The sequence below is a fragment of the Paenirhodobacter populi genome, from assembly GCF_004022215.1.
GTDB lineage: Bacteria > Pseudomonadota > Alphaproteobacteria > Rhodobacterales > Rhodobacteraceae > Rhodobacter > Rhodobacter populi.
In genome coordinates this window covers 177,325-190,959 of the sequence record NZ_SAUZ01000003.1, presented here as the reverse complement: position 1 = coordinate 190,959, position 13,635 = coordinate 177,325, and the positions used below count along the sequence as shown (strand labels likewise).

Genomic DNA, 13,635 nt, shown 5'->3' with positions numbered 1-13,635 from the left:
GAGGGGGCTGGCCCCCTCTCCCCCTCTCCACCCGCGATCAGGTCTAACAGGCTGCCGAAAAAGTCCGTATGACAGGGTAGGTCTAGCCAAAAACCGGGAAATCTGTCTTGAACCGGCCAGAAATGCTGCGATTTCAGGCCGATCTTCGCCAGATACGGAACGATTTCCGCGACGATGCTCAAAATCCTTTTTCGGCGCCCGGTCAAAGATCGAGCTGATAGCTCGCCGGGACGAAGCGGAACCCCGGCCCCTCGGCGACAAGATACCCGACCGCCGGGAAGGGCATGTGATAGCCGATGAAGGGAATCTTCTCTTCGGCGATCTGGCCGAGGATGCGCTTGCGCGTCTCGGCAGCGGTGGGCTTGTCCATGTCGAAGCGCACTTCCCAATCCGGCTGGCCGACCGACCAGACGTAATGGTTCGCGGTATCGGCGGTCAGCATCAGCGCCTTGCCCTCGCTTTCGAGGCGGTAGGCCATGTGGCCGGGCGTATGTCCGGGGGCGAAGACCGCGGTGATGCCGGGAACGGGCGAGGCGCCATCCTCGACGAAATCGAAGGTCAGTGGCCGGACCTTGGTGTCGAACCCCTCGTTGCCGGCCGCGGCCCAGTGGTCGTATTCGACCTGGCCGGTGACATAGCGCGCATTCGGGAAGGTCGGCTGGCCGCCCGCCATCAGCCCGCCGATATGGTCGCCGTGCATATGGGTGATGATGACGAGGGTGACATCCTCCGGCGTCTTGCCGGCGGCCTTCAACGCAGAGCGGATACCCTCGGGGCCAAGGCCGGTGTCGAACAGCACCGTCTCGGATCCGGTCTCGACCAGCACCGGGGTGAAGAAGTTCATCGACCTTTCGGTCGGCAGAAAGGCCGCGGCGGAGACGGCGGCGAATTCCTCTTCGCTGACGTTCACGCCGAAGGTGCCATGCGGATCGTCAAGCGCCCGCGCGCCCGCAAGCAGCGGCGTCACGGTGAAGGCGCCGAGCTTCAGCCGCCGGTAGGGGGCAAAGGCGGGGATCTCGGCGTCGGTTTCGCTGGCCGCCGCGCGCACCGGCAGCAGGGCGGGGGCGGCAAGGGTGCCGGCAGCGGTGATCAGCGCCGTGCGGCGGTTGCACCATGTGGTTTTCATTGTCGGGCCTCCTTTGAGCGATGCGTCGATGGTATAGTCTCACGTCCCGCTGACAATTCACGCAAGCGTGAAAATCATTCCCACCAACGGTCGATGGCGGCGATATCCGCATCCGACCAGCCGAAATGATGCGCGAGTTCATGGACGAAGACATGCGCGACCAGCGCGTCCAGCGCCACATCCCCGCGCGCCACCCATTCATCGAGGATCGCGCGGCGGAACAGCCAGATCACGTCCGGCCCGGTCGGATCCATCACCGATTTCTGCGTCAGCGGCACCCCGTCATAGAGGCCGGTCAGCGAAAAGGGATCGTCGATCTCCATCTCTTCCAGCAGGTTGTCCGGGGCGAAATCCTCGATCCGCAGCACGACCTGCATCGCCGGGGCGCGGAACGCCTCGGGCAGGGTGTCGCGCGCGGCCGCGGCCATCGCCTCCATATCCTCGATCGAGGGGGCCTCGCGGCCTTTCCATGCGTCCATTCCTGCCTCCCGTCGCCTGTCGCGCCTGTCCCCGATATGGACAAAACCACCCCGTTGTGAAAGAGCGGACCCAACAGGAGAGCTTCGATGACCACCGTTACCCGTTTCGCCCCTTCGCCCACGGGCTATATCCATGTCGGCAACCTGCGCACCGCGCTGATGAACTATCTGATCGCGCGCAAGGCGGGCGGCACCTTCATCCTGCGCATCGACGATACGGATCAGGAACGCTCGAAACAGGAATATGTGGATGCGCTGAAGGCGGATCTGGAATGGCTGGGCCTGACATGGGACCGCGAGGAACGGCAGTCGCTGCGCCTTGGCCGGTATGAGGAGGCCGCGCAGCAATTGCGCGATGCGGGGCGGCTTTATGAATGTTTCGAAAGCCCGACCGAGCTGGACCTGAAGCGCAAGAAGCAGCTCAACATGGGCAAGCCGCCGGTCTACGACCGGTCGAGCCTGCACCTGACGGAGGACGAAAAGGCCGCGCTGCGGGCCGGGGGGCGCGAGGGCTACTGGCGGTTCCTGCTGGATCACGAACGGATCGAATGGACGGATGGCATCCTCGGGCCGATCTCGATCGACGCGGCTTCGGTTTCCGATCCGGTGCTGATCAAGGCCTCGGGGCAGGTGCTGTATACCTTCGCCTCCTCGGTCGATGACGTGGACATGGGCGTGACCGACATCGTGCGCGGCGCCGACCATGTGACGAACACCGCGACGCAGATCCAGATCATCGGGGCGATCGGCGGCACGCCGCCGCGTTTCGCCCACCATTCGCTGCTGTCCGGCCCGCATGGCGAGGAACTGTCGAAGCGGCTCGGCGCGCTGTCGATCCGCGATCTGCGGGCCTCGGGCATCGCGCCGGAGGCGCTGCTGTCGATGATGGCGCGGCTGGGATCGAGCCAGCCGGTCGAGCTGAAGATGAGCCTTGACGAGATCGCCGAGGGGTTCGATCTGAGCCAGTTCGGCGCCGCGCCGACGAAATTCGATGCCGAGGATCTGGTGCCCCTGACCCGCGCGCGCAACCAGCACCTGCCCTTTGCGGCGGTGAAGGACCGGATCGCGGAACTGGGCATTCCCGATGCGCAGGCGGAGGCCTTCTGGAAGGTCGCCTCGCACAACATCGACAGGCTGTCGGATCTGGACCATTGGGCGGACCTCGTGCTGAATGGCGCCGAGCCGGTGATCGATCCGGAGGATGCGGACTTCGTCGCGCAGGCGCTGGCGCTGCTGCCCGAGCCGCCGTTCACCGCGGAAACCTGGCCCGAATGGACAGCGAAGGTGAAGGCGGCGACGGGCCGCAAGGGCCGCGGGCTGTTCATGCCGCTGCGCAAGGCGCTGACCGGACAGGCGCACGGGCCGGAGATGGCCGATCTGCTGCCGCTTCTGCACAAGGTCCGCGCCCGCGGCTGAGGTCGCGGCGGGGGCCGTCTGCCCCCGCACCCCCGAGGATATTTATGGAAGAATGAAGGGGATCGCCCGTTTTTTGGGCGTTTCCGGTGCGTTCGGTCGCCTATCGGGATCAAACCGTCGTTTTCGGTTTTTCCTGTTGCCAGTGCGGGGGATGCTCGGCTATCCGATGCGCGACGGAATCGGGAGAAGCTGGCCCCGCGCCAGTGCCGAAGGAGCAACCGCCCCGGTAAACTCTCAGGCAAAAGGACCGTTCCGGCCAGAACTCTGGAGAGGGCATTTGCCCGCCGAAGGGATAACGATCTCAGGCGCCCGCAAGGGCAGGGACAGAGGGGGCATCGAGCGGGTCGCAAGGCCCAGAATATCGGTGCCGGTATTCCGGCAAGACATGAGGGCGGCATGGCCGGAGAAAGCCTGAAGCGGACGGGGCTTTACGATCTGCATATCGAGCTGGGCGCGAAGATGGTGCCCTTTGCGGGCTGGGACATGCCCGTGCAATATCCCATGGGCGTGCTGAAGGAGCATCTGCACACCCGCGCGGCGGCGGGGCTGTTCGACGTCAGCCACATGGGGCAGGTGATCCTGCCGATGGAGGCCGTCGCGGCGCTGGAAACGCTGGTGCCGGTGGATGTGGCGGGGCTGGGCCTGAACCGGCAGCGCTACGGCATGTTCACCAATGCGGCGGGCGGGATTCTGGACGACCTGATGATCGCCAACAAGGGCGACCACCTGTTCCTTGTCGTCAATGCCGCCTGCGCCGAGGCCGATATCGCCCATATGTCCGCGCATATCCCGGGGCTGAAGGTCGTCACCGATCGCGGGCTTCTGGCCTTGCAGGGGCCGCAGGCCGCCGCCGTGCTGGAACGGCTGTTGCCCGGCGTCGCGGCGATGCGCTTCATGGACGTGGCGGAATTCGGCTGGCAAGGGGCAACGCTCTGGGTCTCGCGGTCCGGTTATACCGGCGAGGACGGCTATGAGATTTCCGTTCCCGAAACGGTCGTCACCGATTTCGCCCGCGCGCTGCTGGCGGAGCCCGAGGTGGCGCCGATTGGCCTTGGCGCGCGCGACAGCCTGCGGCTGGAGGCGGGGCTGTGCCTTTACGGCCATGACATCGACATCACCACCACCCCGGTCGAGGCCGACCTGCTCTGGGCGATCCAGAAGCGGCGACGGATCGAGGGCGGTTTCGCCGGGGCCGACGTGATCCTCGGCCAGATCGAGCGCGGCGCCGACCGCAAGCGCATGGGCCTGCGCCCCGAAGGCCGCGCGCCGATGCGCGAGGGCGTTGAGATCTTTGCCGGGCCCGAAGGCGGCGCGCCGATCGGGCGTGTGACCTCGGGCGGGTTCGGCCCGTCGATCGAGGCGCCGATGGCGATGGCCTATCTGCCCGCCGACCTGCCGCAGGGCGCCACCGTCTACGGCGAGGTCCGCGGCAAGCGTCTGCCCGCGCGGATCGTGCCCATGCCTTTCCATCCCCATTCCTACAAGCGCTGAGGAGCCTTCCCATGACCGTCAAATACACCGAAGAGCACGAATGGCTGCGGGTCGAGGGCGACCTCGTGGTGGTCGGCATCACCGAACATGCCTCGGAACAGCTGGGCGATGTGGTCTTTGTCGAACTGCCGGAAATCGAGACGCAGGTGGCCAAGGGGGACGAGATCTGCGTGATCGAATCGGTCAAGGCCGCGTCCGACATCCTTTCGCCGCTGGATGGTGAAATCGTCGAGGTGAATGAATCGCTGGCCGACAACCCGGCGCTGGTGAACGAGGATGCGGTGGGCGCGTGGTTCTTCAAGATCCGGCCGACGGAGATGAGCCAGATCGACGACTACATGTCCGAGGACGAATACAAGGACTTCATCGGCTGATCGGAACGGCGGGGAAACCCGCCGTCGCCGTTTCCGGACCGACCCTACTGAGGTTTTCTGATGGCTTATACGCCTTCCACTTACGATCCCTATGATTTCGCCAACCGCCGCCACATCGGCCCTTCGCCCGCAGAAATGGCCGAGATGCTCAAGGTCGTCGGTGCGCCGACGCTTGAGGCGCTGATCGATGAAACCGTCCCGAAAAGCATCCGCCAGAGCGGCCCGCTGAGCTGGGCGCCGCTGGCGGAACACGAACTGCTGGCGAAGCTGCGCGGGGTGGCCGCGAAGAACCGGGTGATGACCTCGCTGATCGGGCAGGGCTATTACGGCACCGTCACGCCGCCGGCGATCCAGCGCAACATTCTGGAAAACCCGGCCTGGTATACCGCCTACACGCCCTATCAGCCGGAAATCGCGCAGGGCCGGCTTGAGGCTTTGCTGAACTTCCAGACCATGGTGGCGGATCTGACGGGGCTGCCGGTTGCCAACGCCTCTCTGCTGGATGAGGCGACGGCGGCGGCCGAGGCGATGACGATGGCCGAACGGTCGGCGAAGTCGAAGGCCAAGGCCTTCTTCGTCGATGAAAACCTGCATCCGCAGACGATCGGGGTGATCCGCACCCGCGCGTTGCCGCTGGGCATCGAGGTGATCGTCGGCGCGCCGGATACGCTGGTGCCCGAGCAGGTCTTTGGCGCGATCTTCCAGTATCCCGGCACCTATGGCCATGTGCGCGACTTCACCGCGCTGATCGAAAAGCTGCACGCGGCCAAGGCCATCGCCGTTGTCGCCACCGATCTGCTGGCGCTGTGCCTGCTGAAAGAGCCGGGCGCGATGGGGGCGGATATCGCCGTCGGTTCCTCGCAGCGGTTCGGCGTGCCGATGGGCTATGGCGGCCCGCATGCGGCCTTCATGGCAACGCGGGATGAACTGAAACGTTCGATGCCCGGGCGGATCGTCGGTGTTTCGGTCGATGCGCGCGGCAACAAGGCCTACCGGCTGTCGCTGCAGACGCGCGAACAGCATATCCGCCGCGAAAAGGCCACCTCCAACGTCTGCACGGCGCAGGCTTTGCTGGCGGTCATGGCCTCGTTCTACGCGGTGTTCCACGGGCCTGTGGGGCTGCGCGCCATCGCCGAGCGGGTGCATTTCAACGCCGTCCGTCTGCGCGATGCGCTGCTGAACGCGGGGGCCGATGTCTCGCCCGCCGCCTTCTTCGACACGATCACGGTGAAGGTCGGCGTGGGGCAGCAGGGCATCATGGCCGCCGCGCGGCACCGGGGCCTGAACCTGCGCAAGGTCGGGCGCGACCGGGTGGGCATTTCCGTCGACGAACTGACGAATGACGATGTGATCGCCCGCGTTCTGGATGCCTTCGGCATCACCGAGCCCGCGCCTGAGACGACCGAGCTTGGCTTCCCCGAAACCATGCTGCGCACCAGCGATTATCTGACCCATCCGGTGTTTCACATGAACCGCGCGGAATCCGAGATGATGCGCTACATGCGGCGGCTGTCGGATCGGGACCTTGCGCTCGACCGGGCGATGATCCCGCTCGGATCGTGCACGATGAAGCTGAACGCCGCGGCCGAGATGATGCCGATCACCTGGCCCGCGTTCAACGCGCTGCACCCCTTTGCGCCCCGCAATCAGGCCGAGGGCTATGCCGAGGTGGTCGAGGATCTGACCGACAAGCTGTGCGAGATCACCGGCTATGACGCCTTTTCCATGCAGCCGAATTCCGGTGCGCAGGGCGAATATGCCGGGCTGATGACGATCCGCGCCTGGCACCGCGCGCGGGGCGAGGGCGAGCGGAACATCTGCCTGATCCCGATTTCGGCGCATGGCACCAATCCGGCTTCGGCGCATATGGCGGGGATGCAGGTCGTCGTGGTGAAATCCGCGCCGAACGGCGACATCGACCTTGAGGATTTCGCCGAGAAGGCCGAGGCCGCGGGCGACCGGCTGGCCGCCTGCATGATCACCTATCCCTCGACCCACGGCGTGTTCGAGGAAACGGTCAAGGCGGTTTGCGAGATCACCCACCAATATGGCGGGCAGGTCTATATCGACGGCGCCAACATGAACGCGATGGTCGGCCTTGTGCGGCCGGGCGAGGTGGGCGGCGACGTCAGCCACCTGAACCTGCACAAGACCTTTGCCATTCCGCATGGCGGCGGTGGTCCGGGCATGGGGCCGATCGGGGTCAAGGCGCATCTGGCGCCCTTCCTGCCGGGCGATCCGGAAACCGGCGAGGGGCCGGTGTCGGCGGCGCCGTTCGGCTCGGCCTCGATCCTGCTGATTTCGTGGGCCTATTGCCTGATGATGGGTGGCGCGGGGCTGACGCAGGCGACGCGGGTGGCGATCCTGAACGCCAACTATATTGCCTCGTCGCTGCGGGCGGAGTATCCGATCCTGTTCATGGGCAACCGGGGCCGTGTGGCGCATGAATGCATCCTCGACACCCGCGACTTCGCCGAGGTGGGGGTTTCCGTCGACGACATCGCCAAGCGGCTGGTCGACAGCGGCTTCCACGCGCCGACGATGAGCTTTCCGGTCGCGGGCACGCTGATGGTCGAGCCGACGGAATCGGAAACGAAGGCGGAACTCGACCGTTTCATCGCGGCGCTGCATTCGATCCGGCAAGAAATCCGCGACGTGGCCGAGGGGCGCATCGCCGCCGAGGAAAGCCCGCTGCATTTCGCGCCGCATACCGTCGAGGATCTGGTCGCCGACTGGACCCGCGCCTATCCGCGTGAGCAGGGCTGCTTCCCGCCGGGCTCGTTCCGGGTGGACAAATACTGGCCGCCGGTCGGGCGCGTGGACAACGTCTATGGCGACCGCAACCTGATCTGCACCTGCCCGCCGGTCGAGGCCTACGCGGCGGAATAAGGCGGAGCGTATTCCGGGGGTGCGAGTGGTCAGGGCGAGAGGGGGCCAGCCCCCTCTTGGCCTGCGGCCAATTCACCCCCGGGATATCTATGGAAGAATGAAGGCAGAAGGTTGTCCTGCCGGTTGCGGCGCATTGTTTGACGGGTGATCCTTGTTCCATCGGGAGTGGCTGCCGATATTGTCTACGGATTGAATATTTCGGGAGGCTATGATGGCCGAAACGATGCGTGTGACGTGTCTGTCCTGCGGGCAGGCGAACCGGGTTCCTGCGGAGCGACTTGCGGCGGGGCCGAAATGCGGGGTCTGCGGGGCGCCGCTGATTTCGGCGAAGCCGGTGGCGATCGACGGGGCGGTGCTGGCGAAGGCGGCGAAGGACGACCTGCCTTTGCTGGTCGATTTCTGGGCGCCGTGGTGCGGGCCGTGCCGGCAGATGGCGCCGCAGTTCGAGGCGGCGGCGGGGATGCTGACGCCCCGGGTGCGGTTCGCGAAACTGAATACCGAGGAAGATCCGGCCGTCTCGCAGCGCCACGGGATTCAGGGCATTCCGGCCTTCATCCTGTTCGGACGCGGGCGGGAGGTCGCGCGCGCCGCGGGGGCGCGGCCGGCGCGGGATCTGGTGGCCTTCGTGCAGGGCAAGCTGGGGCTGGCGGCCTGATCACGCCGCCAGTTGCCGCCGGGCGAGATCGTGGAACAGGTGGGTGAAGGCCGCGGCTCCCACCACCGGCACCACGAGGTTGAGCACCGGCACCGACAGCGGCACCGCCATGATCGCCCCGGTGGCCCAGACCGTCATCTTGTTGCGTTCGTAGAGCGCGCGGGCCTCGGCCCGGCTCATCCGGCGGATGGCGGCCATCTGGAAATATTCCCGCCCCAGCAGGTAGCCGTTCAGCGCGAGGAACAGGAACGGCGCGAAGGGGATGACGAAGGGATAGATCATCAGCGCCACCAGATTGGCCGCGATCACCACGCCGAAGAATTTCAGCGTATCGCCAAGCGTTTCCAGCAGGCCGAGCGGCTTGACCGGGGGCAGGTCGGGGTAGTGTTCACGCTCGACCATCCCGGCCACGTCATCGAGAAAGAAGCCGGTGAAGATCGAGGCGACCGGCGCCATCAGGAAGATCGAGGCGAACAGGAACACCGCCACCGCCACCCAGCCCGCCGCCGCATCGACCCATGTCACCGGGCCCCAGAAGGGCAGGTTGACCGTATCCGGCAAAAGCAGGCCAAGCAGCCAGATCGTCGCCACGCCAAGCGCGATCAGCAGGCCAAGCGCCAGCGCGATGCCAAGCAGCAGGATCTTCAGCGCCTCGGGGCGGATCAGGTCCTGCCAGCCGCGCAGGATGGCGGGGAACATCACGCCTCCACCCAGGTGACGATCTGGTCGAGGTCCGGGCGCGGGCGTTCGGGCGGCAGCATCCGTTCGGTGCCGATATGGACGAGCCCGGCGACCCATTCGCCGTCGTTCAGCCCGAAGGCCGTTTTCGCGAAACCTTCGTCATGCGCGATCCAGCCGGTCAGCCAGCCCGCGCCCCAGCCCGCCGCCAGCGCGGCATTCAGAAGGCTGAGGCAGGCGGCGCCAACGGACAGCGTCTGTTCGATCTGGGGCACCTTCTCGGTCGGGCGGGGCACGGCGATCACCACCACGCAGAGCGGGCTGTCGCCAAGCTGCGAGACGCCCTTGGCCGCGACGGTCTCGGGCAGGCCCTGCGCCCGGGCATAATCGCCCGCGGCCTGCGACAGCCGTTCCAGCGCCGGCCGTTCCAGCACGACGAAACGCCAAGGCTCCAGCTTGCCGTGATCCGGCACGCGGGCGGCGGCGGTCAGGAGCTCGGTCAGCGCGGCGCGGTCGGGCGCGGGCGCCGTCAGGGTCTTGGGCGGACGGGAGCGCCGGGTCAGAAGGAAACGCAGAGCCTCTTCGTTGCGGATCGGCGGGTTCACGGTGCCGGGGGGGATGTTCATTCTGCTCTCCGTCTCTGCTGCGGTGCAGATATTGGCCTCCGTGCGTCCGAATGCAATGGCGGGGTTCGGGGCGGGCCTTTCCGGGCGGCGCATTGCGGCCTACAAGGCGGCATGACCGATCTGAGCCATCTTGCCGTGCCTGGCACGGAAATCGCGCTGCGGGTGACGCCGCGGGCCTCGCGCAATGCGCTTGTCCTGACCGGGGACGGGCTGCGCGCCTATGTCACCGTGGTGCCCGAGGACGGCAAGGCCAATGCCGAGGTGGTGAAGCTGCTGGCAAAGGCGCTTGGCATCGCGAAATCGCGGCTGGTTCTGGTGCGGGGCCAGACCGCGCGGGACAAGGTGTTTCGCGTCGATTAGCCGTTGTTCTGCCGCAGCCGGTAGACGCCCTCGGGCAGGTTCAGCGCGGCTGCCAGCTCGCGCAATTGCGCGTGGGAAAAGACGATGCGGCTGACGGCCTCGGTCTGGTCGTCCATCTGTTCGAGCACGACGCAATCCTCGAAGGACTGGATCGTTATGTCTTCCTGCAGATAGTCGCGCGGATCGTCCCCCTCGTCGACGAGGGTGATCACGGTGGCGTCGAATTCGTGTTCGATGGTAAACATGATGCCATGCTAGCCTGCCCCCGGGCGGCGGGAAAGCGTAATCTGCGGTGGGGCGCGGGCGGCGGAAATCGCAGGCCCGGCGAAAACTTGCGTGAAGTGATGCGCCGGGATCTTTGCCTTCGCCGCGCGGGTCGCTAGATTTCGGTCCGGGATTCCCCCCTCCTGCCTGCCAAAGGGCCTGACGATGCAAGCAACCGTGATCCGTGCCTGTCTGGGGCTGCTTCTGGCGGCGATGCTTGGCGCGTGCTCCGTCGCGCCGCGCCAGCAGGTCGTGGTTCCGCATCCCGCCGCGGCCCCGCAGGTCAGCGCCGAGGCAGTGCCCGCGCGGCTGTCGACGCAGCAGGCGGCCGACAATTTCATCGCCGTCGCCCGCACCATGCAGCCGAAGATCCGCGAGGAATGCCTTGAACGCACGCAGGGGCGGCAGAACTGCAACTACCGGATTCTGGTGGACGAACGGCAGAGCGCCTCGCCCAATGCGTTCCAGACCGTGGATTCGCAGGGCAACCCGATCGTCGCCTTCAACCTTGCCCTGATCGCCGAGGCGCGCAATCCTGACGAGCTGGCCTTTGTCATGGGGCATGAGGCGGCGCATCACATCCTTGGCCATCTGCAATCCAAATCGCAGGATGCGGCGGCGGGGGCGATGATCCTTGGCGTGCTGGCGGCGGCGACGGGGGCGGATGCGACGGGGATTTCGCAGGCGCAGGATATCGGCGCCTCGGTCGGCAGCCGGGCCTATTCCAAGGACTACGAATTGCAGGCCGACCGGCTGGGCACGATCATTTCCTGGGATGCGGGGTTCGATCCGGCGCGGGGGGTGCTGTTCTTCAACCGGCTGTCCGATCCGGGGGACCAGTTCCTGGGCTCGCACCCGCCGAACGCGCAGCGGGTGATGGTCGTGCGCCGCACCATCGCGCAGTTGCAGGCCGGCCAGATCTGATTTCCGCACCCCGGATTGATCTGGGTCATGGCGCGCGCGCCGCCGGCGGCGCAGGGTTTTCCCATGCACACAAAGGGGGAAGCCATGTTCGAGGTCAGGACAGTTCATTCCCATGCGGCGCTGATGAACCGCGTGGCGGCGATGCAGGGGGTCGATATGGCCGGGGCGCTGCGATCGGGCGGGCTGTCCGGCGCCGCGTGGCGCGACGCGGTGATGGCCTGCCTGCGCTGCCCCGCGCCGCACAAATGCCGGCACCGGCTTGCGGCGGCATTGCGGCCGGGGGCGGACCCGGCCTTGGCGGAGCTGCCCGCCTTTTGCGCCAACCGTGCGTTGATCGAGGCGCTGATGCCCGCGCGGCAGGAGGAACGGGCATGGGCATAGCGGTTCACGGCGATCTGTATTTCTGGGTGACGCGGGGCATCGCCCGCCGCGCCGGGGTCAGCATCGACGCCGCGATGCATGACGGGCGCCTGCCGCGCGCGACCTTTTTGCGGATGGTCGAACGGTGCCAAGCCTGCCCGCGGGCCGAGGATTGCCTGACCTATCTGGCCTATCCGCGCGGGGCGGACCCGTCGCGGGCGGGCAAGCCCTGCCAGAATGCACTGATCCTGGCCGAATTGCGCGCGCTGGCCCCGGCGGTCACGGAATGACCTCGAACCGGTCGACATCGACCATGCCGTGATCGGTGATCTTCAGATGCGGGATCACCGGCAGCGCGAGGAAGGCGAGTTGCAGGAAGGGCTCTTCCAACGTCACGCCAAGTGACTTTGCCGCGGCGCGCAGGTCGACCAGCCGGTCGCGCACCGTCTCGAACGGATCGAGGCTCATCAGCCCGGCGACGGGCAGGGCAAGCTCGGCGAGGATCTCGCCCCCTGCCGCCACGACGAAACCGCCTTCCAGATCCGTCAGCCGGTTCGCGGCCAGCGTCATGTCGGCGGCATCCGCGCCCACCACGACGATATTGTGGTGGTCGTGGCAGACGGTCGAGGCGATCGCTCCGCGCTGCAACCCGAAGCCCTTGACGAAGCCGGTGGCGATATTGCCGTTCTTGCCGTGGCGTTCGACCACGGCGATCTTGATCAGGTCGCGGGTCAGGTCGGGCTTCTTGTCGCCGCCCTCGGGCGCGATGTCGAAGGTCAGATGCTCGGTGATGATCTTACCGGGCAGGATGCCGATCACCGGCGTTTCGCGCCGGTTCGCGCCGGTGCGGAAGCTCTCGGCGGTCACCTTCGGCGCCTTGACCGAGTGGCGCGCGACGGGGGGGATCGTCTCGCGGGCGGCGAAGGCGGCATCCGTCACCTCGACCCCGCCGGCGAAGACCTGCGCGACGCGGCAGCTTTCCAGCCCGTCGATCGCCACGATGTCGGCGCGCTTGCCCGGCGCGATCAGGCCGCGGTCCTTGAGCCCGAAGGCCTCGGCGGCCGACAGGCTTGCGGCGCGGTAGGCGGCTAGCGGCGGCGCGCCAAGCGCGATCGCGGTGCGGATGATGTAGTCCAGATGGCCGTGTTCCGCGATGTCGAGCGGGTTCCGGTCATCGGTGCAGAAGCACAGATAGGGCGAATGGCGTTCCGTCAGCAGGGGCGCCAGCGCGTGCAGATCCTTGGACACCGACCCCTCGCGGATCAGCACGCGCATCCCCTTGCGCAGCTTTTCCAGCCCTTCTTCGGCCGAGGTCGCCTCATGTTCCGTGCGGATCCCGGCGGAAATGTAGCCGTTCAGATCCTTGCCGCGGAGCAGGGGGGCGTGGCCGTCGATATGCCGCCCGGCCCAGGCGTCGAGCTTGGCCATGCAGCCCGGATCCTTCATCAGCACGCCGGGATAGTTCATGAATTCGGCGAGCCCGAGGCTGCGCGGATGGTCGATCAGCGGGATCAGGTCCGCCGCCTCAAGCACCGCACCCGTGGTTTCCATATGGGTCGAGGGCACGCAGGACGAGAGCTGCACCCGGATGTCCATCAGCGTCCGCACCGAGGCGTCGAGGAAATAGCGGATGCCCGTGAGGCCGCAGACATTGGCGATCTCATGCGGGTCGCAGATCGCCGTGGTGACGCCGTGCGGCGTGACGCAGCGGTCGAATTCAAATGGCGTGACCAGCGAGCTTTCGATATGCAGATGGGTGTCGATGAAGCCCGGGACGAGGATCCTGCCGGTCAGGTCGATCTCGCGCCGCCCCTCGTAGCGGCCGAAGGTGCCGACGATCGTATCGCCGCAGATCGCCACGTCTGTCCCGACCAGTTCGCCGGTGATCAGGTCGTAGACCCGCGCGTTCTTCAGCACCAGATCGGCGGGTTCGAGGCCGCGGCCCTGATCGATGCGTTGGGCGAGTTTGGTCATGGTCCTGCTTCCTTTCCGG

At 66.6% G+C, this 13,635-nt stretch carries 15 protein-coding genes and 1 riboswitch; of the genes, 9 read left to right on the top strand and 6 right to left on the bottom strand.

Going from position 1 to position 13,635, the window contains the following annotated elements:
* Positions 1-202: 202 nt before the first annotated feature.
* Complete coding sequence (locus tag D2T30_RS04015) at positions 203-1,126, bottom strand: MBL fold metallo-hydrolase (protein ID WP_128207738.1); 924 nt, start codon at positions 1,124-1,126, stop codon at positions 203-205.
* A gap of 74 nt (positions 1,127-1,200) precedes the next feature.
* Positions 1,201-1,563, bottom strand: coding sequence for a metallopeptidase family protein (locus tag D2T30_RS04010; RefSeq protein ID WP_380728746.1), 363 nt, complete (start codon positions 1,561-1,563; stop codon positions 1,201-1,203).
* Positions 1,564-1,692: 129 nt separating this feature from the next.
* Between D2T30_RS04010 and gltX the strand changes: the two genes are divergently transcribed.
* The 5 genes from gltX to trxC all read left to right on the top strand — a co-directional run bounded on the left by gltX (position 1,693) and on the right by trxC (position 8,430).
* Complete coding sequence (gltX, locus tag D2T30_RS04005) at positions 1,693-3,021, top strand: glutamate--tRNA ligase (RefSeq protein ID WP_128207736.1); 1,329 nt, start codon at positions 1,693-1,695, stop codon at positions 3,019-3,021.
* A gap of 170 nt (positions 3,022-3,191) precedes the next feature.
* Positions 3,192-3,281: riboswitch (glycine riboswitch) on the top strand.
* A 136-nt stretch (positions 3,282-3,417) separates the two neighbouring features.
* On the top strand, positions 3,418-4,512 hold the full coding sequence (gene gcvT / locus D2T30_RS04000) for a glycine cleavage system aminomethyltransferase GcvT (protein ID WP_128207735.1): 1,095 nt from the start codon (positions 3,418-3,420) through the stop codon (positions 4,510-4,512).
* A gap of 11 nt (positions 4,513-4,523) precedes the next feature.
* Positions 4,524-4,886, top strand: coding sequence for a glycine cleavage system protein GcvH (gcvH, locus tag D2T30_RS03995; RefSeq protein ID WP_128183922.1), 363 nt, complete (start codon positions 4,524-4,526; stop codon positions 4,884-4,886).
* A 60-nt stretch (positions 4,887-4,946) separates the two neighbouring features.
* Positions 4,947-7,775: an aminomethyl-transferring glycine dehydrogenase gene (gene gcvP, locus D2T30_RS03990; protein ID WP_128207734.1), complete on the top strand. Its 2,829-nt coding sequence runs from the start codon at positions 4,947-4,949 to the stop codon at positions 7,773-7,775.
* A 211-nt stretch (positions 7,776-7,986) separates the two neighbouring features.
* Positions 7,987-8,430, top strand: a complete 444-nt coding sequence (gene trxC, locus D2T30_RS03985) for a thioredoxin TrxC (RefSeq protein ID WP_128207733.1) — start codon at positions 7,987-7,989, stop codon at positions 8,428-8,430.
* Here trxC and D2T30_RS03980 read toward each other — a convergent pair whose 3' ends face one another.
* Together D2T30_RS03980 and D2T30_RS03975 are read right to left on the bottom strand one after the other, a co-directional pair.
* Positions 8,431-9,129, bottom strand: a complete 699-nt coding sequence (locus D2T30_RS03980; protein ID WP_164884196.1) for an EI24 domain-containing protein — start codon at positions 9,127-9,129, stop codon at positions 8,431-8,433.
* Complete coding sequence (locus tag D2T30_RS03975; protein WP_128207731.1) at positions 9,129-9,734, bottom strand: nitroreductase family protein; 606 nt, start codon at positions 9,732-9,734, stop codon at positions 9,129-9,131. The genes D2T30_RS03980 and D2T30_RS03975 overlap by 1 nt, the downstream gene beginning before the upstream one ends.
* Before the next feature lie 111 nt (positions 9,735-9,845).
* Between D2T30_RS03975 and D2T30_RS03970 the strand changes: the two genes are divergently transcribed.
* Positions 9,846-10,094, top strand: coding sequence for a DUF167 domain-containing protein (locus D2T30_RS03970; protein WP_128183932.1), 249 nt, complete (start codon positions 9,846-9,848; stop codon positions 10,092-10,094).
* Here the strand turns inward: D2T30_RS03970 and D2T30_RS03965 are convergent.
* Entirely contained in the window at positions 10,091-10,339 is a 249-nt protein-coding gene (locus D2T30_RS03965; RefSeq protein WP_128207730.1) for a hypothetical protein, read from the bottom strand. The two genes, D2T30_RS03970 and D2T30_RS03965, sit on opposite strands and share 4 nt — an antisense overlap.
* A 184-nt stretch (positions 10,340-10,523) precedes the next feature.
* Between D2T30_RS03965 and D2T30_RS03960 the strand changes: the two genes are divergently transcribed.
* The 3 genes from D2T30_RS03960 to D2T30_RS03950 all read left to right on the top strand — a co-directional run bounded on the left by D2T30_RS03960 (position 10,524) and on the right by D2T30_RS03950 (position 11,932).
* A complete protein-coding gene (locus tag D2T30_RS03960) occupies positions 10,524-11,282 on the top strand; it encodes a M48 family metallopeptidase (RefSeq protein WP_128183936.1) in 759 nt (252 codons plus the stop codon).
* Positions 11,283-11,366: 84 nt separating this feature from the next.
* Positions 11,367-11,663: a DUF6455 family protein gene (locus D2T30_RS03955; RefSeq protein WP_128207729.1), complete on the top strand. Its 297-nt coding sequence runs from the start codon at positions 11,367-11,369 to the stop codon at positions 11,661-11,663.
* A complete protein-coding gene (locus tag D2T30_RS03950) occupies positions 11,654-11,932 on the top strand; it encodes a DUF6455 family protein (RefSeq protein WP_128183940.1) in 279 nt (92 codons plus the stop codon). Before D2T30_RS03955 ends, D2T30_RS03950 begins: the two co-directional genes overlap by 10 nt.
* On the opposite strand, the gene ade is transcribed toward D2T30_RS03950, so the two are convergent.
* Positions 11,922-13,616 carry an adenine deaminase gene (gene ade / locus D2T30_RS03945; RefSeq protein ID WP_128207728.1) on the bottom strand — a complete coding sequence of 565 codons (1,695 nt, stop codon included), beginning with the start codon at positions 13,614-13,616 and terminating at the stop codon, positions 11,922-11,924. The genes D2T30_RS03950 and ade overlap by 11 nt on opposite strands.
* Positions 13,617-13,635 lie beyond the last annotated feature (19 nt).

Coding starts and splice junctions, on each gene's coding strand:
- D2T30_RS03980 (WP_164884196.1), bottom strand. CDS start 9,129: ATGTTCCCCGCCATCCTGCGCGGCTGGCAGGACCTGATCCGCCCCGAG.
- gcvH (WP_128183922.1), top strand. CDS start 4,524: ATGACCGTCAAATACACCGAAGAGCACGAATGGCTGCGGGTCGAGGGC.
- ade (WP_128207728.1), bottom strand. CDS start 13,616: ATGACCAAACTCGCCCAACGCATCGATCAGGGCCGCGGCCTCGAACCC.
- D2T30_RS03950 (WP_128183940.1), top strand. CDS start 11,654: ATGGGCATAGCGGTTCACGGCGATCTGTATTTCTGGGTGACGCGGGGC.
- gcvT (WP_128207735.1), top strand. CDS start 3,418: ATGGCCGGAGAAAGCCTGAAGCGGACGGGGCTTTACGATCTGCATATC.
- trxC (WP_128207733.1), top strand. CDS start 7,987: ATGGCCGAAACGATGCGTGTGACGTGTCTGTCCTGCGGGCAGGCGAAC.
- gcvP (WP_128207734.1), top strand. CDS start 4,947: ATGGCTTATACGCCTTCCACTTACGATCCCTATGATTTCGCCAACCGC.
- D2T30_RS03975 (WP_128207731.1), bottom strand. CDS start 9,734: ATGAACATCCCCCCCGGCACCGTGAACCCGCCGATCCGCAACGAAGAG.
- D2T30_RS03965 (WP_128207730.1), bottom strand. CDS start 10,339: ATGTTTACCATCGAACACGAATTCGACGCCACCGTGATCACCCTCGTC.
- D2T30_RS03960 (WP_128183936.1), top strand. CDS start 10,524: ATGCAAGCAACCGTGATCCGTGCCTGTCTGGGGCTGCTTCTGGCGGCG.
- gltX (WP_128207736.1), top strand. CDS start 1,693: ATGACCACCGTTACCCGTTTCGCCCCTTCGCCCACGGGCTATATCCAT.
- D2T30_RS03970 (WP_128183932.1), top strand. CDS start 9,846: ATGACCGATCTGAGCCATCTTGCCGTGCCTGGCACGGAAATCGCGCTG.
- D2T30_RS03955 (WP_128207729.1), top strand. CDS start 11,367: ATGTTCGAGGTCAGGACAGTTCATTCCCATGCGGCGCTGATGAACCGC.
- D2T30_RS04010 (WP_380728746.1), bottom strand. CDS start 1,563: ATGGAGGCGATGGCCGCGGCCGCGCGCGACACCCTGCCCGAGGCGTTC.
- D2T30_RS04015 (WP_128207738.1), bottom strand. CDS start 1,126: ATGAAAACCACATGGTGCAACCGCCGCACGGCGCTGATCACCGCTGCC.